Source organism: Microbacterium sp. LWH3-1.2 (assembly GCF_040675855.1).
Classification (GTDB): Bacteria; Actinomycetota; Actinomycetes; order Actinomycetales; family Microbacteriaceae; genus Microbacterium.
Genome location: NZ_JBEGIK010000001.1, coordinates 1,842,893 through 1,861,134, shown reverse-complemented (window position 1 = coordinate 1,861,134; position 18,242 = coordinate 1,842,893). Strand labels below are relative to the sequence as shown.

Sequence of the window (18,242 nt, the reverse complement as noted above, 5' to 3'; positions counted from 1 at the left end):
GTTCGCGGGGGTTCGGGCATCAGGAGGGTCTACGGATGCCGCTCCCCGGCAGTCGTCGGCCTTCATCGGCACAGCAGGCACGGCGTCATCCCTTGACGTACGGCTTGCCCGCCGCCGCGGGACCGCGGATCTGCCCGGCGAACCCGGCGACCGCGATGATCGTCACGACGTAGGGCAGCATGAGCATGAACTCGCTCGGGATCGGCGTCCGCAGCACGGTGAGGAGGTTCTGCAGGTTGGTCGCGAAGCCGAACAGCAACGCCGCGAGAGTCGCGCGGATCGGGTCCCAGCGGCCGAAGATGACCGCCGCCAGGGCGATGAAGCCGAGGCCCGCCGTCATCTCCTTGGTGAACTGGCCGACCGAGACCAACGTGAAGTACGCGCCACCGATGCCGGCGATCGCACCGGCGAGCGACACGTTCCAGAACCGGCTGGTGTTCACCTTGATGCCGACGGTGTCCGCCGCCTGCGGGTGCTCGCCGACGGCGCGGAGCCGCAGGCCCCAGCGAGTGCGGTAGAGGCCCCAGGCGACGAGGGCGACCGTGATGTACATGAGGTAGACGATGAACGTCTGGTTGAACAGGACGGGCCCGATGATCGGGATGTCGCTGAGCAGCGGGATCTCCCAGCGCGTGAAGCGGACCGGGCGGTTGAGTTCCGACTCGTTCGGTACGAGCAGCGCGCCGTAGAGGAAGCCGGTCAGGCCGGTCACGAGGACGTTCAGCACGACGCCGACGATGACCTGGTCGACGAGGTACTTGATCGAGAACGCGGCGAGCACGAACGCGACGAGCACGCCGCCCACCATTGCGCCCACGAGGCCGACGAACGGGTTGTGCGTGATACTCGCAAGCAGCGCCGCGCTGAACGCACCGAAGAGGAACTGACCCTCGATCGCGACGTTGACGACGCCGACCCGCTCGCCGATGACGCCGCCCAGCGCACCGAAGATGAGCGGGACCGACAGCGACAGTGCACCGAACAGGAGCCCGGTGACGGGGACCAGCCCGCCGGCGGAGGCCCACACCAGGAACGCGAACACGGCGAGGAGGCTGAACACGATCGGCAGCCAGAGCCCGGTGCGACGATAGCTGGCGGAATCCCAGAACGCCCAGAGCGTCAGGAGCACCAGGGAACCGACCAGGATCCAGCAGGTCACGGCGGTCGGGACGCTCACATTCGGCAGCGCGATCGTCGAGCTCGGGTCGCTCAGCCGGAAGGTGCTTACGCCGTTGCGCGGCACGAACAGGAAGAGGAGCGCCAGCAGCACCGTCGCGATGGCGAGGGTCACGGGGAGCTTGAGGTGGCGCACCTTCACCGTGGCGAGCTGGATCGTCCCGTCGGGAGCAGGAGCGAGCGCGGTCATGCGGACACCGCCTTCTTCGCTGCCTTGGCTCTCGCCTTGGCGGCCTTCTCGGCATCGGTCTTCGGCAGGAAGAAGATCGTGCGGATGAGCGGCGGGGCCGCGATGAACAGGACGATGAGCGACTGCACGACGAGCACGATGTCGACGGGGATGCCCTGCGAGGCCTGCATGGTGAAGGAGCCGGCCTTCAGCGCCCCGAACAGGATGCCGGCGGCGAACACGCCCCAGGCGCGGCTGCGGCCGAGGAGGGCGACGGTGATGGCGTCGAAGCCGATGCCCGCGTCGATGAATCCGTCGAAGCCGGTGGTCACAGAGCCCTGGATCTGGTTCATGCCGGCAAGACCGGCGAGGCCACCGGCGAACAGCATCGCGTAGATGTACATCCGCTGCACAGAGATGCCCGACGCCCGGGCCGCGTGCGGGTTCTCACCGACGGCGCGGAGGCGGAAGCCGAGGCTCGAGCGCTCGACGAGCCACCACACGAAGACGGTGGCCGCGATGACGAGCACGAAGCCCCAGTCGAGCAGCGGGAAGCGGGGACCGAGCAGGTCGGGGAACTGCGCGTTCGCCGGCGTCGCCGACGAGATCGGCTGGTCGCCCGCGGGGCGCTGCAGGATGCCGGGAGTGCGGACCATCCACGTCACGAGGTAGAACGCGACGTAGTTGAGCATGATCGTGAGGATGACCTCGTGGGCGCCGGTGCGCGCCTTCAGCACACCGACGATGCCGCCCCAGATCGCACCGCCTGCGATACCGGCCGCCAGCGTGAGGGGCAGCTGGAGGAACATCGGAAGGTTCAGGTTGAACGTGAACAGCGCCGCCGTCGCGCAGGCGATGAGGATCTGGCCGCGTCCACCGATGTTGAACAGACCCACGCGGAACGCCAGCGCCACACCGAGGCCCGCGGCGATGAGCGGGGCGGCGAATCCGAGCGTGTTGGTGAGCGGCCGGATCTGCGTCGCGAAGTCGTTCGCGCGGGGGTTGTAGATCGCCCCGCGGAACAGTGCCTCGTAGCCGCCGTAGACCGCGTTCCAGACGGCGCCGATGGTGTCGCCCGGGCGCGCGAAGAAGTAGCCGGATGCCGCTTGGACGTCCTCGTCGGTCAGCGCCATGAGGACGCCGCCGACGACCATCGCGACGACGATCGCGAGCACCGTCGTCACCCAGTTGCTCCGCAGCAGCTCCTTGATGAAGACGTTCTGGCGCGGAGGCGGAGGCACCCCGCCGTCGACGGCACCAGGTGCCTCGGGTGTGGGTGCCGGGAGGTCGGGTGAGCCCGTGAGCGGGCCCGAGACGGGCGGGAGCTGTTCCGCGGGCAGGCCCCCGAGCGGGTCCGCGCCCGCGGCGGGGTTCTGGTTGTTCACGCGACGGCCTCCTCTGACTTCTCGCCGGCCATCATGAGGCCGAGAACGTCACGGGGGGTGTCGCCGGGGACGATGCCGACGATCGCGCCGCGGTACATCACCGCGATGCGGTCGGCGAGTGCCGCGACCTCGTCGAGCTCGGTGGAGACGACGACGACCGGGATACCCGCGTCCCTCGTCTCGACGATGCGTTTGTGGATGAACTCGATCGAGCCGACGTCGACGCCGCGCGTCGGCTGCGCCGCCACGAGAAGCTTCAGTTCGCGGCTCATCTCGCGCGCGATCACGACCTTCTGCTGGTTTCCGCCGGAGAGCGTGCCGGCCGGTACGTCGGCGCCCTGCGTGCGGATGTCGTACTCCGTGATGCGCGCCTTGGCGAAGTCGTCGAGCACGCCTCGACGGATCGTCCCGCCGGAGACGAAGGCCTTGTCGCCGGAGCGATCGAGGATGAGGTTCTCGGCGACGGTGAAGGTGCCGACGAGGCCGTCCTCGGTGCGGTCCTCGGGCACGAAGCCGACGCCCTCGTCGAGGATGCCGCGCACGCTCTTGCCCACGAGCTCCACGCCGTCGAGCTCGATCGAGCCGCTCACCCGCTCTCCCAGCCCCACCATGGCCTCGATGAGCTCGGTCTGACCGTTGCCCTGGACGCCCGCCACAGCGAGGATCTCCCCGGGGCGCACGTCGAAGCTCACGTCGTCCACGACGACGGTGCCATTCGCGGTGACGACGCGGAGGTCGCGCACCTCGAGGCCGCCCTCGCCGCGCTTGGGCGGATCCTTGTGGACGGTGAGCTCGACCGCGCGGCCGACCATGAGAGAGGCGAGCTCCGCGTTGGACGCGGTCGGCGATGCCTCGCCGACGACCTTGCCGAGTCGGATGACCGTGATGCGATCGGCGACGGCGCGCACCTCGCGCAGCTTGTGGGTGATGAAGACGATCGACGTGCCCTCGTCGCGCAGTTGCCTCATGATCGTCATCAGCTCGTCGGTCTCCTGCGGCGTGAGCACCGCAGTGGGCTCGTCGAACACGAGCACCTTCGCGTCGCGCGACAGGGCCTTGATGATCTCGACCCGCTGCTGCACACCCACGGGAAGATCGCCGACGATGGCGTCGGGGTCGACTTCGAACCCGAAGCGGTCGGCGACGGCGCGCACGTGCTGACGAGCCTGGGCAAGATCGAGGGCGCCGAGCGCCTTCGTGTTCTCGTGCCCGAGCATCACGTTCTCCGCGACGGTGAAGACCGGGATGAGCATGAAGTGCTGGTGCACCATGCCGATGCCCGCGTTCATCGCGTCGCCCGGGCCCCGGAAGTGCTGGACGGCGTCGTCCAGGAGGATGTCGCCCTCGTCGGCCTGATAGAGGCCGTAGAGCACGTTCATGAGTGTGGATTTGCCGGCGCCGTTCTCGCCGAGAAGAGCGTGGATCTCACCGGGCTGGACCACGAGATCGATGTGGTCGTTCGCGACGAGGGACCCGAAACGCTTCGTGATCCCACGGAGCTCGAGCTTCATATGTGCACCCTATATATGCGGTCGGCAGCGGCGCCATCCATCTGATGGCGACGGGGAAGAACGCGGCCGGGTGGAGTCGTCCACCCGGCCGCGTTCGCTGATTCTGCTGCCTTACGGCGAGCTGGGAGAGGTGACCTCGAGCTCGCCCGAGATGATCTGCTCCTGCAGTGCGGCGAGCTCGTCGAGCAGACCCTCGGGCAGCTCCGACTCGAACGAGCCGAAGCCCGAGAGGCCGACGCCCTCGTTCTCGAGCGTTCCGATGTACGTGCTGACGTCGAAGTCACCCGTCGACGCCTCCATCGTCGCCGCGTAGACGGCCTCGTCGATGCGCTTCATGATCGAGACCAGCACCATGTCGGCGACCGAGGGGTCGGCGGCGGCGAGGTCGGAGTCGACGCCCAGCATGACGGTGCCGCTGCCCGCGTCGGTGATCGCGTCGCGCGCGCTCTGGTAGATCGGGCCGCCGACCGGGAGGATCACGTCGACGCCCTGGTCGAGGATGCCCTGCGCGGTCTGCTTCGCGGTGTCGTTGGCGGCGAAGCCGCCCGTCATCGAGCCCTCCTGCGCCTCGACGTCCCAGCCGTAGGTCTCGACCGAGGCGCCCTTGTCTTCGTTGTACTTCTCGACGCCGTCGATGAAGCCGTCCATGAAGATCGTCACGGGGGGGATCGGGATGCCGCCGAACGTGCCGACCTTGTTGACACCGGCCTGTGCCGACCACGCGGCGGCGGCGTAGCCGCCGAGGTACGCGGCCTGGACCGTGTCGAACAGGAGAGGCTTGATGTTGGGCGCGTCGGTGGTGCCGTCGCCGGTCTCCTTGCCGTCGTCGCCCGTCGCGCCGCTGTTGTCGGCCCGGTCATCGATGATGGCGTAGTTCACGTCGGGGTTCGCGAGCGCGGAGGTGACGGTGTCGGCCGAGAGCTTGAAGCCGACCGAGACGATGAAGGTGCAGCCCTCTGCGATGAGGTTCTCGAGGTTCGGGGCGTAGTCGTTGGCCGAGCTGGACTCGACCTCGATGGCCTCGACACCGAGCTCGTCGGCGGCGCGCTCCATGCCCTCGAGCGCGGACTGGTTGAACGACTTGTCGTTGAAGCCGCCGTCGTCCGACACGAGGCAGGGGGTGAAGCCCTCGACGACGTTTCCGGCGTCTCCGGTGGATTCCGTCTCCTCGGGGGCGGAGCCGCAGCCGGCGAGGGCGATCAGCATGCCCGCAGCGACGGTGACGCCGACGAGCTTCTTGGTGCGTGAGATGGTCAACTCAGCCTCCACTACGTTCCCCCGCGTCCTTCACGGGGACTGCACAAAGTTACCCATTGTGACGGCGCAGTTGCATGCTTCCCGTGGCCCCGTTCGCGAAAGGTTACAAAGACGCAATATCCCGCTCAGATGAGCAGAGGATCGGGGAGAACGGATGCCGCGAGCCGCAGCATCCGTTTCACAGAACCTCGCCGCGCCCGCTGAGCTTGAGAGCGTCGACGACGCCCTTCACGCGCTGCGCGTGCTCGCTCGTGGTGACCAGGAGCGCGTCCTCGGTGTCGACCACGACGATGTCGCGCACGCCGATGAGGCTGATCACGCGTCGCGTCTGGCTCACGACGATGCCGCTGGCGGCGTCGGAGAGGATGCGGGCGTTCTCGCCGAGGATGGCGAGGTCGTTCTTGCGGCCATGAGAGTTGAGCTTGGCGAGGCTCGCGAAGTCCCCCACGTCGTCCCAGTCGAAGTGCCCCGGGATGACGGCGAGGCGCCCCTTCGCGGCGGCCGGCTCGGCCACTGTGTAGTCGATCGCGATCTTCTTGAGCGTGGGCCAGACCCGGTCGACGACCGGTCCGCGCTGGTCGCGGTCGTCCCATGCCTCGGCGAGGTCCATCAGTCCCGCATAGAGCTGAGGCTCGTTCTCGGCGATCTCGCCGAGCAGCACGTCGGCGCGCGAGATGAACATGCCCGCGTTCCACAGGTAGTTGCGGTCGGCGAAGTACTCCTTCGCCGTCTCCAGGTCGGGCTTCTCGACGAAGCTCTGGACGAGCGCGGCCTCCGGCGCCCCCTCGACCTTCAGCGCGTCGCTCTTCTTGATGTAGCCGAACCCGACCGACGGCTCGGACGGCTGGATGCCGATGGTGCAGATGTAGCCCTCGCGGGCGGTGGCGACGGCCTGGTTCACGGCCCACTCGAACAGCTGCGGCACGCGGATGACGTGGTCGGCGGCGAACGAGCCGATGATGACGTCGGGCTCACGCCGGGACAGGATGGCCGCCGCCAGTCCGATGGCCGCCGTCGAATCGCGAGGCTCGGACTCGAGGAACACGTTCATGTCGGCGATGCCGGGGAGTTCCCTCTCCACCGCGGCACGGTGCGCCCGCCCGGTCACCACGGCGATGCGGTCTGGCCCCGCGAGCGGCTCGAGGCGGTCCCACGTATCGCGCAGCAGGGTGCGCCCCGAACCGGTGAGGTCGTGGAGGAACTTCGGTGCGTCGGCACGCGACAGCGGCCACAGCCGGCTGCCGATGCCGCCGGCGGGGATCACGGCGTAGAAGTCGTCGATGGGTCCGGACATGGCACCAGGCTATCGGGCGGGTTTTCGAAGAGATGGCGAACGTGTGGCCGGGACGTGACGACGGCGGCGGGCTTTTCGGCCCGCCGCCGTCGCGGTCGCGCTCAGCCTCGTCGCGGCGAGGTGCCCGGCGTCGCGTCGCGCAGCGATTCGAGCATGGCGTCGAAGGCGGGCTTGGGCGAGAAGTCGTCTTCGAAGATCGTCGCCCAGCCCTCGCCGGGGAAGACGTCCGGAACCCACGAGTTCGAATCCGGGAAGCCCCACACGGTGAAAGAGGAGCAGGCGGGCACGTTGAGGCACGCCTCGAGCATCGCGTCGTAGCGTTCAGCCTGCACGGCGACCTGTTCGGGCGTCGGTCCCGTCTCGCCCGGCTGCAGCGGGATGCGCACGTCCGCCTCCGTCACCGCCACCTTCAGTCCCAGCGCGGCGAAGCGCTCGAAGTTCTCCTGGATGGAGGTGTCGAAGCCGTACAGCAGGCTGAGGTGGCCCTGCGCACCGAATCCCCCGAGGGGAACGCCGTCGGCGAGCATGCGCTGCGCCAGCCCGTAGTACGCGTCGGTCTTCTGGTTGATCCCCTCCGCGTTGTAGTCGTTCAGGAACAGGGTGGCGTCAGGGTCGGCCTCGTGCGCCCACCGGAAGGCGTCCTCGAGGAGCGCGACCGGGTCGGCAGAGCAGGCCTTGAGGAACGGATTGGCTTCGGTGCGCAGGCGGACGCCGCCGGCGTCCCACGTGTCCTGGAAGATCTCGTTCGCGACATCCCACTCGTAGATCTTGCCCTTGAAGTGACCGACCACGGTGCGGATATGGTCCTCGAGAACGGTGCGCGCCTCGTCGCAGGTCCACGTCTGGCTCGCGTCCCTCACCCACGCCGGGTTCTGGCTGTGCCAGAGCAGCGTGTGGCCGCGGACCTGCTGGTGATTCGCCTCGGCGAAGGCGACCAGCGCGTCGGCGGACGAGAAGTCGTAGACGCCCGCAGCGGGGTGGACGGCGTCCCACTTCATGTCGTTCTCGGGCGTCACGGATGAGAACTGGGCGCCCAGAACCCGCTGCAGTTCGGTGGGCGACGCGGGGTCGTAGACGAGGAGATCACGCTCACCCCAGACCGCGCTGCCGATGGCGAGGTCGCGTGGGGCCTGATTTCTCAGGGCGTCCTTGTCGGCGTTGCTGAATCCCGGGGGCGCGGCGTTCGCCGCGGTAGCCGCGCAGAGCGGCAGAACCAGGGCTGCGGCGGCGGTGGCCACCAAGAGCGATCGGATCGATCGGCGCATGGAGTACTCCTGACATCATCGTCGTCGTGCATATGCCGCCCATCGGCGAGACATATGTTTCGTTGCCCGACAAAAGCTAGGCGCGCGGGTCGAGGGGGGCAACGAGTTTCGAGGGGTTTTCCACGATCCGCCCGTGCCGGCGAGGGCGGCTGTCAGCGCCAGCCTTCCGGTTCCGCGCGAAGCCTGAGGCGCAAGAAGGCCGATTCTTTACGGACGCGAAGATCCCTCCGGATGGAGGGGTCGTCAGGGTGGCCTTCGTCGCCTGCCCGCGAATTGCGGGAATAGGATGGACGCAGCGCCCGCGTGACGCCGACGGCCCGAAGCCACGGTTACGGGCTCTCTTCGGGGGCCGTCCTCGCAGTCCGAGGCCAGCCCCATCGTGTTTCGATCCAAGGAGGACGGACGTGTCTGCACCAGCACGCGTCACACCGTCGGTATCCGAGACCACCTCCCGAGTTCCCCGCGGCACGCTGTACCGCGGAAACGAAGGCATGTGGTCGTGGGTGCTGCACCGCATCACCGGCGTCGCCATCTTCTTCTTCCTGCTCGTCCACATCCTCGACACGGCGCTCATCCGGGTGTCGCCCGAGGCGTACGACGCAGTGATCGGCACATACAAGAACCCGGTGATGGCCCTGGGCGAGGTCGCCCTGGTCGGCGCCATCGCGTACCACGCGTACAACGGCCTGCGCATCATCCTGGTCGACATGTGGTCGTGGGCCACGCGCCACCAGCGTCAGCTGTGGTGGGGTGTGCTCGGCCTGTGGGCGGTGACGATGCTCGGCTTCGTCCCGCGCCACCTCATGCTCGCCTTCGCTCCGGGAGGGGGCCACTGATGACCGCCATCGCCGATCCGCGCGCACCGCGCGCCGCCGCCCGCCGCCGGGGCGCCAACCTCGAGAAGTGGGGCTGGGTCTACATGCGCGCCTCGGGCGTGCTCCTCGTGGTCCTCATCTTCGGGCACCTCTTCGTGAACCTGATGGTCGGCGAGGGCATCCACGGCATCGACTTCGCGTTCGTCGCCGGCAAGTACACCACGCCGTTCTGGCAGTGGTGGGACGTCCTGATGCTGTGGCTCGCGCTGATCCACGGCGCGAACGGCATGCGCACGATCGTCAACGACTACGTGACCCACGCGGGCACCCGCCGTGTGCTGGTCTGGGCGCTCGGCCTCGCGGCCGCGTTCCTCATCGTGCTCGGCACGCTCGTCGTCTTCACGTTCGACCCGTGCATCGGCTTCGACCCCGACACCGCATCCGACGTCATCATCGGAATCTGCGCCTAAGCGTTCGGGCGACCCCCCGAGCATCGACCATCGAAAGCACACAGCGTGAGCACTGAGACCACCGACAGCTACGTCAAGGACGGCGTCCACTACCACCAGTTCGACATCGTCATCGTGGGCGCCGGCGGCGCCGGCATGCGCGCCGCCATCGAGGCGGGCCCCGGGGCGAAGACGGCCGTCATCTCGAAGCTGTACCCCACCCGCTCGCACACCGGCGCAGCGCAGGGCGGCATGGCGGCGGCCCTCGCCAACGTCGAAGAGGACTCGTGGGAGTGGCACACCTTCGACACCGTCAAGGGCGGCGACTACCTCGTCGACCAGGACGCGGCCGAGATCCTCGCCAAGGAGGCCATCGACGCGGTCATCGACCTCGAGAACATGGGCCTGCCGTTCAACCGCACCCCCGAGGGCAAGATCGACCAGCGCCGCTTCGGCGGTCACACGGCCGACCACGGCAAGACCCCCGTGCGTCGCGCGTGCTACGCCGCCGATCGCACCGGCCACATGATCCTGCAGACGCTGTTCCAGAACTGCGTCAAGCTCGGCATCAACTTCTTCAACGAGTTCTACGTGCTCGACCTGATCACCGTCGGCGACGGGAAAGACAAGCAGATCGCGGGCGTCGTCGCCTACGAGCTCGCCACGGGCGACCTGCACGTCTTCCAGTCGAAGGCCGTCATCTTCGCGACCGGCGGCTTCGGCAAGATCTTCAAGACGACCTCGAACGCGCACACGCTCACCGGTGACGGCGTCGGCATCATCTGGCGCAAGGGCCTGCCGCTGGAGGACATGGAGTTCTTCCAGTTCCACCCGACCGGCCTGGCCGGGCTCGGCATCCTTCTCACCGAAGGCGCCCGCGGTGAGGGCGCGATCCTGCGCAACGTGAGCGGCGAGCGGTTCATGGAGCGCTACGCGCCGACCATCAAGGACCTCGCTCCCCGAGACATCGTCAGCCGCTGCATGGTGCAGGAGGTCGCGGAGGGCCGCGGCGCCGGTCCGCACCGCGACTATGTGCTTCTCGACTGCACCCACCTGGGCGCCGAGGTGCTCGAGACGAAGCTCCCCGACATCACCGAGTTCGCCCGCACGTATCTGGGCGTCGACCCGGTCGTCGAGCCGGTGCCCGTCATGCCGACCGCGCACTACGCGATGGGCGGCATCCCGACCAACAACGACGCGCAGGTGCTGAGCGACAACACGACGGTCGTCCCCGGGCTGTATGCCGCCGGCGAGTGCGCGTGCGTCTCTGTGCACGGCTCGAACCGCCTCGGCACGAACTCGCTGCTCGACATCAACGTCTTCGGCAAGCGCGCGGGCCGCAACGCGGTCGCGTACGTCCAGACCGCCGACTTCGTTCCGCTCCCCGAGGACCCCGCGGCCGAGGTGCGCAGCCTCATCGAAGGCCTCCGCAACAACCAGGGAACCGAGCGCATCGCCGTCCTCCGAAAGACGCTTCAGGACGAGATGGACCGCAAGGCCCAGGTGTTCCGCACCGACGAGTCGCTGAGCGAGGTGCTCCTCACGATCGAGGAGCTGCGCGAGCGGTACAAGAACATCCACGTCGACGACAAGGGCAGGCGGTTCAACACCGACCTGCTCGAGGCGGTCGAGCTCGGCTTCCTCCTGGACATCGCCGAGGTCGTCGTCGTCACCGCGAAGAACCGCCAGGAGAGCCGCGGCGGCCACATGCGCGACGACTTCCCGAAGCGCGACGACGACAACTACATGCAGCACACCATGGCGTACCTGTCGGGGGACCCGCACTCGTCGAACGCCGAGGACCACATCCGCCTCGGCTGGAAGCCGGTCGTCTTCACGAAGAACGAGAAGGGCGAGTTGAACTACCCGCCGATGGAGAGGAAGTACTGATGGCGACTTCGGTCACCGACGTCATCGAGCGCACCGACGCCGACGCTCCCGCGAAGGCGGAAGAGGCCGCGAACGACACAGGCATCCAGTCGTTCCTCGTCACGTTCATCATCCGCCGCTTCGACCCCGAGGTCGACGAGGAGCCGCGCTGGGTCGACTACGACGTCGAGCTCTATTCGACGGACCGCGTGCTCGACGCCCTGCACAAGATCAAGTGGGAGGTCGACGGCTCGCTGACGTTCCGCCGCTCGTGCGCCCACGGCATCTGCGGCTCCGACGCGATGCGCATCAACGGCCGCAACCGGCTCGCGTGCAAGACGCTCATCAAGGACCTCGACATCTCGCAGCCGATCTACGTCGAGGCGATCAAGGGTCTGCCGCTCGAGAAGGACCTCGTCGTCGACATGGAGCCCTTCTTCGCGTCGTACCGCGAGGTGCAGCCGTTCCTCATCGCGAACTCGACGCCCGAGAAGGGCAAGGAGCGCATCCAGTCGATCGTCGACCGCGAGATCTTCGACGACACGACCAAGTGCATCCTCTGCGCCGCGTGCACGTCGTCGTGCCCGGTCTTCTGGACCGACGGCCAGTACTTCGGCCCGGCCGCGATCGTGAACGCGCACCGCTTCATCTTCGACTCGCGCGACGACGCGGGCGACGTGCGCCTCGACATCCTCAACGACAAGGAAGGCGTGTGGCGCTGCCGCACCACCTTCAACTGCACCGAGGCGTGCCCTCGGGGCATCGAGGTCACCAAGGCGATCGCCGAGGTCAAGCAGGCGGTGCTGCGCGGGCGTTCGTAACCCCAGTCCTCTTTCCGGCAGACGGATGCCGCATCGCTGAGCGTTGCGGCATCCGTCTGTCGCTAATCTGAACACCGTGACGCACACGCCCCCGCCCGACGCCCGCGCGGCGGCGGACGCAGCGCAGCGCGAGGAGGAGTCGCTCCGCGAGCGCTGGGAGGCGACTGAGCACAGTCTCCGGCAGCGGTTCGACGCACCGATCAGTCGGGCGACGCAGCTCACGCAGGCCACCATGGCCTGGTTCCCGGTGCGCGTGTGGCGGCACTTTCTCATCGAGAACGGGTTCCTACTGGCAGCAGGGGTCAGCTACGTCGCGCTGTTCGCGTGCTTCGCGGCGATCTACCTCGTGTTCGCGATCGTGGGGATCTGGCTGGGCGGCAGCACCGAGGCTGTCGACCGCCTGATCGACCTCATCAACGTGTACATCCCGGGGCTCATCGCGGATTCGGGCGGCCTCGCCACCCCGGAGCAGGTGCAGGCCATCGCGTCGGAGAACAGCGGCGTGCTCGGCTGGACCGGCATCATCGCGCTCGGCACGCTCATCTGGACCGCGATCGACTGGGTCACCTACTCGCGCCGTGCGGTGCGCGAGCTGTTCGCCATCCCGCCGGACCGGCGCAGTTACTTCCTGCTGAAGGCCCGCGACTTCGTGGCGGCCCTCATCTTCGGTGCCGCGCTCATCCTGGGCGCCGCGCTGAGCACCGTCGGCGCCTACGCCATCGATTGGGTCTTCTCGCTGCTCGGGCTCAAGAGCACCAGCGCCCTCACCGACATCACCGTGAGCGTCGGCTCGGTCCTCATCGGCTTCGTGGTGACCTCGACCGCCCTGGTAGGCCTCTTCCGCTTCCTCACGGGCACGAAGCTGCCCTGGCGCCGCATCTGGCCCGGCGCCATGCTCGGCGGGCTCGGCATCTCGATCCTCCAACTCGGCGCCGGCCTGCTGCTGAGCTACACGCCCTCCAACCCGCTGCTCGCGACCTTCGCGATCTTCATCGGGATGCTGCTGTGGTTCCGGCTGCTCGGGATCGTCATGCTCGTCGCGGCCGCATGGATCGCCGTGTCGGCCAAGGACCACGACGTCGTCATGCTGCCGCCGACGGAGGCCGAGCGCGTCGCCGAGGAGCATGCGGCGCTGCTGCTGGCTGCCCGGGTGCGACTGCGGACCGCGCAAGACGCGCGCGACCAGGCGCCCTGGTACCGGGCGTGGGTCGCGGACCGGGCGGTGCGAGAGGCCGAGGAGGAGCTGCGCCAGGTCGAGGCGGCGACGCCCACGACCCCGGTGCGCCGGTCGACAACCGACCTGGCGGCCTCACCCGCTGCGCCGGTCGCACCCCAGGGTCCCTCGCCGAAGGCCAAGCGTTCGCGCGCTCCGAAGGATACGCCCCGCAACGGCACCGACCACAGTTGACGCGCCCTCGAGTGTCGGTGGCCCCGGATAGTCTTGCCGTCGTGTCTCGCCGTGTTCGCATCGCCTCTGTCAACGTCAACGGAATCCGCGCGGCGACGCGCAAGGGCATGCTCGAGTGGCTCGACGCCGCCGACATCGACGTGATGGCCCTGCAGGAGGTGCGGGCGACCGAGGAGGAGCTGCGTGCGGCTCTGCCCGGCTGGGAGATCGTGAACGACGAGGCCCTGGCCAAGGGGCGGGCCGGCGTCGCCGTCGCCAGCCGCATCCCCTCGGTCGAGGTGCGCCGCGTGCTCGGCCCTGCGGCCGACGACGCGGCCGAGGTGCTCGACAGCGCCGGCCGCTGGATCGAGGCCGAATTCGACATCGACGGCGAACGCCTGATCGTCGTGAGCGCCTACGTCCACACCGGCGAGGCCGACACTCCCAAGCAGGACGCGAAATGGGCCTTCCTCGACGCGATGGAGGCACGGATGCCGCAGCTCAAGGCCGCATCCCCGCTCGCGCTCGTCATGGGCGACCTCAACGTCGGGCACCGCGAGTTCGACATCCGAAACTGGAAGGGCAACGTCAAGAAGGCGGGCTTCCTCCCTCGCGAGCGCGCGTACTTCGACCGCTTCTTCGGCGTGGAGGGCGCGGAAGTCGCCGGTGTCGACGGCTCGACCGGACTCGGACTCGGCTGGGTCGACATCGGCCGTCGCTACCACGGTGACGTCGACGGACCCTACACGTGGTGGTCGATGCGCGGTCGCGCGTTCGACAACGACACCGGGTGGCGCATCGACTACCACCTCGCGACGCCCGAGCTCGGCGCCCGTGTGGCGGACTACCGCGTGGTGCGCGCGCCCTCGTGGGACACGCGCTGGAGCGACCACTCCCCCGTCGTCGCCGACTACTCGATCGGGCGCTGAGGCGCAGCATCCGCTTTATAGACTTGTCGGATGAGTAGATCGCGCCTGTACTCCGGCATGCAGCCCTCCGCCGACTCGCTTCAGATCGGCAACTACATCGGGGCTCTCATGCAGTGGCGCGACCTGCAGGAGTCGTACGACGCGTTCTTCTCGGTGGTCGATCTGCACGCGATCACGGTCGCACAGGACCCCGAGCACCTGCGCGAGAAGACGCGCCGCACGGCCGCGCAGTACATCGCCGCCGGCATCGAGCCGTCCAAGTCGACGCTGTATGTGCAGTCGCACGTGCCGGCGCACGCCGAGCTGGCGTGGATCCTGTCGACGATCACGGGCTTCGGTGAGGCCGGGCGCATGACGCAGTTCAAGGACAAGTCGCAGCGCTACGGCTCGGAGGCCACGTCCGTCGGGCTCTTCACGTATCCGGTGCTGATGGCCGCCGACATCCTGCTGTATCAGACCGACATCGTGCCGGTCGGTGACGACCAGAAGCAACACGTCGAGCTGACCCGCGACCTCGCAGAGCGCTTCAACAGCCGCTTCGGCGAGGTGTTCCGCGTGCCGATGCCGGTCATCCAGCAGGAGACCGCCCGCATCTACGACCTGCAGAACCCCACCGCGAAGATGTCGAAGTCGGCGGAGTCGGAGGCGGGCGTGCTGTGGCTGCTCGACGACCCGGCTGTCTCGGCGAAGAAGGTCATGCGCGCCGTGACCGACTCCGAGGGATCGGTGCGGTACGACCGCGAGGCCAAGCCCGGCGTGTCGAACCTGCTCGTGATCTACGCGGCGCTGACCGGCCGCCAGATCCCGTCCATCGAGGACGAGTACGCCGGCCGCGGCTACGGCGACTTCAAGAAGGGCCTCGCGGAGGTCGTGGTGAACGAGTTCGGCCCGGTACGCTCGCGCGCGCTCGAGCTGCTCGCCGACCCCGCCGAGCTCGACCGCGTCCTCGCCGTCAACGCCGAGAAGGCGTCCGAGGTCGCCGAGCGCACCCTCGCGGACGTCTACGACAAGGTCGGCCTCCTCCGCCGCTCCCGCTGACACTCGACGGTGCTGCGGCCCCGGCGTCGGCCCCAGGCGCATAACTCAGGCGCAGGCGCCATCCGCAGCAGCAGATCGGCTGTGCGTGCGGAGTCTGCCTGAGTTGTGCGCCGCACCCGACATCGAGGACGAGGTCGGGTCGTCAACTCACACGGCGACGGGCGCTCTGCGGGAGGGGGTGGCCCGCGACGCGGTGCGACCGACGCGCCAGTCTGTCGTGTCCGCCAGGCGCATAACTCAGGCGCAGGCGCCATCCGCAGCAGCAGATCCGCTGTGCGCGCGGAGTCTGCCTGAGTTGTGCGCCGCACCCGACATCGACGGTCGGGCCGGGTCGTCAACGCACGCGGCGAGGGAGGGTCCGCAAGAGCCCGCACACGGCCGCCCGAACCTCTTCGGGGCTGTACATGATGTCTTCCGCGAGAGGTCGCAGAGTGGCATAGCCGTGCGCAGCCGCTGCGAGATCCCGCTTGCGGTCTCGTCGCTGCTTATCCCATCCTTCGTGGTGGGCCCGGCTGTCGCACTCGATGATGAGCCGGCCCTCCACCACGAAGTCGACGCGACCGACGCCGCGGATCTTCACCTGCGCCTCGTACCGGAGGCCGGCTTGCCTGAGCATGAGCCTCACGAAGGTCTCCGGCCCCGACTCCGCGATGCCATCGGACAGCCGGAGGATCACGCGGTATCGCTCGGGCAGGACGTCGAACACGTCCAGCAACTCGGCCCGCGACATGAGACCGAGGTGGATGAGGCTGTCGACCGTGGCGACCGCGGCCCGCACGGGCTGGCAGCGCACCGCCTGCGCGACCGCGTCGAATAGCGAGACGCATCCGAGAGTCGCAGGGGTCTCACGGAGCGGCCACCAATGCAGCACCAGGCTCGTGCGGGAACCCAAGTGCAGCGGTCGGCGCGGGTCGTCAGGCGAGCGCAGGCGTGACATCGTCCGCTCGAGGTGCACGTGGAGAAGGGATCCGTCGAGCACGAAGACGCCGAGCAGCACAAGAGCCGAGACGCAGGCGAGGCGACCGCCGATGCGCACGGCGCGATCGACGCCGCTCGCGGATGCGGCGACCATGTACCGGTCGCGGCGCACGCGGAGCAGCCGACCATCGCGCACGGCGCGCGTGATCTGCTTCGGACGGATGCCGGCGCCGATCAGGTCGGCTCGGGTGAGCACCTGGTCGTGCCGTGCCTCGACGGCTTGCATCCACCTAGGCTTGCGGCCGCCCGCATCCTTCCGGCGTCACCTCAGGCCGGTCGTGGAGAGCCCATCGCAAGCGCCTCGTGTGGAGGAGTCGACGGCGTCCGGCCGAGCGCAACTCAGGCCGTTCCCGTCACAAGAGCGCATTCCGCCGACGGCAGTCGTGTTCTGCCTGAGTCATGCGCCCCCGCGAACCGTAGGGTGGGGCGATGGAGCCCGTGACCCTGCGCACTGCGCGACTCGAGCTGTCGGTGCCGCGCATCGAGGACATCGACGCCATCCACGAGGCGTGCCAGGACCCCGACATCCAGCGGTACACGCGGGTGGCCTCGCCGTACGCGCGCGAGGACGCCGAGAAGTTCGTCGTCACGGTCGCGGAGCAGTGGGCCGGTGAGCTGCACCGCACGTGGGTGATCCGCGAGGGCACGACACTCGTCGGGACCATCGGCTTCTACCGGCTCGACGGGCAGGGCAACGGCGAGATCGGGTACTGGATCGCGCCGGACCAGCGCAGCGGCGGGCGCCTCCGCGAAGCGGCGACCGCCGTGATCGACTGGGGCTTCTCACCCGAGGGCGCGGGCCTCACCCGCATCGAGTGGCGAGCCGTCGTCGGCAACGAGGCGTCGGCGCGCGTCGCCCGCGGACTGGGCTTCCGCTTCGAGGGCACCCTGCGACAGGCGCTGGTGAACTCCAGGCGCCGCGACGACGGCTGGATCGCGGGCCTACTGAAGACGGACGAACGGATGCCGCATCCCTGGCCCGTCCTCGCGGACTGACGTCCTGCCCGCGTGTCGCCGTGGCATGGCAGGATGAGCGCATGCCCGAGATGCCCGAGGTGCAGGGACTCGTCGGTTTTCTCCGCGAGCGGCTCACCGGCGTGCAGATCACACGGGCGACCGTCGCGAACATCGCCGCACTGAAGACGTATGATCCGCCGATCGACGCCCTCCACGGCCGGGAGATCACCGGGGCGGCGCGCCACGGAAAGTTCATCGAGCTCTCCACCACCGGCCCCCACCTGGTGTTCCACCTCGCCAAGGCCGGGTGGCTGCGCTGGTACGACGAGCTGCCGAAGACGATCATCCGTCCCGGCAAGACGCCCATCGCCCTGCGCGTCGCCCTGTCGGACGGCGCCGGTTTCGACCTCACCGAGGCCGGCACGAAGAAGTCTCTCGCGGTCTACGTCGTGCGCGAGCCCGCCGATGTGCCCGGCATCGCACGGCTCGGCCCCGACCCTCTCGACGCCTCCTTCACTCGCGACACCCTCGCCGAGCTGCTCGCGGGCCGTCGCACCCAGATCAAGGGAGTGCTGCGCGACCAGATGATCATCGCGGGGGTCGGCAACGCCTACTCCGACGAGATCCTCCACGCGGCGAAGATGTCGCCGTACGCGCTGGCCTCATCGCTCTCCGATGACGACATCACGCGCCTGTTCGACGCGATGACGGTGACGCTGACGGATGCTGTCGCCGAGGCATCCGGCAAGCCGCCGGCCGAGCTCAAAGACGCCAAACGCCGAGGCATGCAGGTCCACGGGCGCCGGGGCGAGAAATGCCCCGTCTGCGGCGACGAGGTGCGCAGTGTCTTCTTCGCCGACAACTCGCTCGAGTACTGCCCGACGTGTCAGACCGGGGGCAAGATCCTCGCCGACCGCCGCCTCTCGCGGCTGCTGAAGTAAC

At 68.6% G+C, this 18,242-nt stretch carries 16 protein-coding genes; 9 read left to right on the top strand and 7 right to left on the bottom strand.

The window, feature by feature from the left end:
- Positions 1 to 85: 85 nt before the first annotated feature.
- The 6 genes from MRBLWH3_RS08600 to MRBLWH3_RS08575 all read right to left on the bottom strand — a co-directional run bounded on the left by MRBLWH3_RS08600 (position 86) and on the right by MRBLWH3_RS08575 (position 8,057).
- A complete protein-coding gene (locus tag MRBLWH3_RS08600; RefSeq protein WP_363430554.1) occupies positions 86 to 1,366 on the bottom strand; it encodes an ABC transporter permease in 1,281 nt (426 codons plus the stop codon).
- Positions 1,363 to 2,730: an ABC transporter permease gene (locus MRBLWH3_RS08595; protein ID WP_363430551.1), complete on the bottom strand. Its 1,368-nt coding sequence runs from the start codon at positions 2,728 to 2,730 to the stop codon at positions 1,363 to 1,365. Before MRBLWH3_RS08595 ends, MRBLWH3_RS08600 begins: the two co-directional genes overlap by 4 nt.
- Positions 2,727 to 4,241 carry an ABC transporter ATP-binding protein gene (locus MRBLWH3_RS08590; RefSeq protein ID WP_363430548.1) on the bottom strand — a complete coding sequence of 505 codons (1,515 nt, stop codon included), beginning with the start codon at positions 4,239 to 4,241 and terminating at the stop codon, positions 2,727 to 2,729. The genes MRBLWH3_RS08595 and MRBLWH3_RS08590 overlap by 4 nt, the downstream gene beginning before the upstream one ends.
- A gap of 111 nt (positions 4,242 to 4,352) precedes the next feature.
- The gene (locus tag MRBLWH3_RS08585; protein ID WP_363430545.1) at positions 4,353 to 5,498 is read right to left on the bottom strand and encodes a BMP family lipoprotein; all 1,146 of its coding nucleotides are present in this window, start codon (positions 5,496 to 5,498) and stop codon (positions 4,353 to 4,355) included.
- A gap of 178 nt (positions 5,499 to 5,676) precedes the next feature.
- A complete protein-coding gene (locus tag MRBLWH3_RS08580; RefSeq protein ID WP_363430543.1) occupies positions 5,677 to 6,792 on the bottom strand; it encodes a mannose-1-phosphate guanylyltransferase in 1,116 nt (371 codons plus the stop codon).
- A 101-nt stretch (positions 6,793 to 6,893) separates the two neighbouring features.
- The gene (locus tag MRBLWH3_RS08575) at positions 6,894 to 8,057 is read right to left on the bottom strand and encodes an endo-1,4-beta-xylanase (RefSeq protein WP_363430541.1); all 1,164 of its coding nucleotides are present in this window, start codon (positions 8,055 to 8,057) and stop codon (positions 6,894 to 6,896) included.
- Between the two features lie 404 nt (positions 8,058 to 8,461).
- Here MRBLWH3_RS08575 and sdhC point away from each other — a divergent pair, with 404 nt between their 5' ends.
- From sdhC to trpS, 7 genes are all read left to right on the top strand, one after another.
- Positions 8,462 to 8,893, top strand: a complete 432-nt coding sequence (gene sdhC / locus MRBLWH3_RS08570; protein WP_082497100.1) for a succinate dehydrogenase, cytochrome b556 subunit — start codon at positions 8,462 to 8,464, stop codon at positions 8,891 to 8,893.
- On the top strand, positions 8,893 to 9,342 hold the full coding sequence (locus tag MRBLWH3_RS08565) for a succinate dehydrogenase hydrophobic membrane anchor subunit (protein WP_363430537.1): 450 nt from the start codon (positions 8,893 to 8,895) through the stop codon (positions 9,340 to 9,342). The genes sdhC and MRBLWH3_RS08565 overlap by 1 nt, the downstream gene beginning before the upstream one ends.
- Before the next feature lie 45 nt (positions 9,343 to 9,387).
- Complete coding sequence (gene sdhA, locus MRBLWH3_RS08560) at positions 9,388 to 11,211, top strand: succinate dehydrogenase flavoprotein subunit (RefSeq protein ID WP_363430534.1); 1,824 nt, start codon at positions 9,388 to 9,390, stop codon at positions 11,209 to 11,211.
- Positions 11,211 to 12,011: a succinate dehydrogenase iron-sulfur subunit gene (locus tag MRBLWH3_RS08555; RefSeq protein WP_342001098.1), complete on the top strand. Its 801-nt coding sequence runs from the start codon at positions 11,211 to 11,213 to the stop codon at positions 12,009 to 12,011. The genes sdhA and MRBLWH3_RS08555 overlap by 1 nt, the downstream gene beginning before the upstream one ends.
- Before the next feature lie 76 nt (positions 12,012 to 12,087).
- Positions 12,088 to 13,419: a YihY/virulence factor BrkB family protein gene (locus MRBLWH3_RS08550; protein ID WP_363430531.1), complete on the top strand. Its 1,332-nt coding sequence runs from the start codon at positions 12,088 to 12,090 to the stop codon at positions 13,417 to 13,419.
- A 41-nt stretch (positions 13,420 to 13,460) separates the two neighbouring features.
- On the top strand, positions 13,461 to 14,327 hold the full coding sequence (locus tag MRBLWH3_RS08545; protein WP_363430529.1) for an exodeoxyribonuclease III: 867 nt from the start codon (positions 13,461 to 13,463) through the stop codon (positions 14,325 to 14,327).
- Positions 14,328 to 14,357: 30 nt separating this feature from the next.
- Positions 14,358 to 15,365 (top strand): tryptophan--tRNA ligase, encoded by a 1,008-nt coding sequence (trpS, locus tag MRBLWH3_RS08540; RefSeq protein ID WP_363430526.1) that lies wholly within the window; start codon positions 14,358 to 14,360, stop codon positions 15,363 to 15,365.
- 334 nt (positions 15,366 to 15,699) lie between these two features.
- On the opposite strand, the gene MRBLWH3_RS08535 is transcribed toward trpS, so the two are convergent.
- The gene (locus MRBLWH3_RS08535; protein ID WP_363430523.1) at positions 15,700 to 16,569 is read right to left on the bottom strand and encodes a type IV toxin-antitoxin system AbiEi family antitoxin domain-containing protein; all 870 of its coding nucleotides are present in this window, start codon (positions 16,567 to 16,569) and stop codon (positions 15,700 to 15,702) included.
- Positions 16,570 to 16,772: 203 nt separating this feature from the next.
- On the opposite strand from MRBLWH3_RS08535, the gene MRBLWH3_RS08530 reads away from it, so the two are divergent.
- Entirely contained in the window at positions 16,773 to 17,339 is a 567-nt protein-coding gene (locus MRBLWH3_RS08530) for a GNAT family N-acetyltransferase (protein WP_363430520.1), read from the top strand.
- 41 nt (positions 17,340 to 17,380) lie between these two features.
- A complete protein-coding gene (locus MRBLWH3_RS08525) occupies positions 17,381 to 18,241 on the top strand; it encodes an Fpg/Nei family DNA glycosylase (protein WP_363430517.1) in 861 nt (286 codons plus the stop codon).
- Position 18,242: the final 1 nt, after the last annotated feature.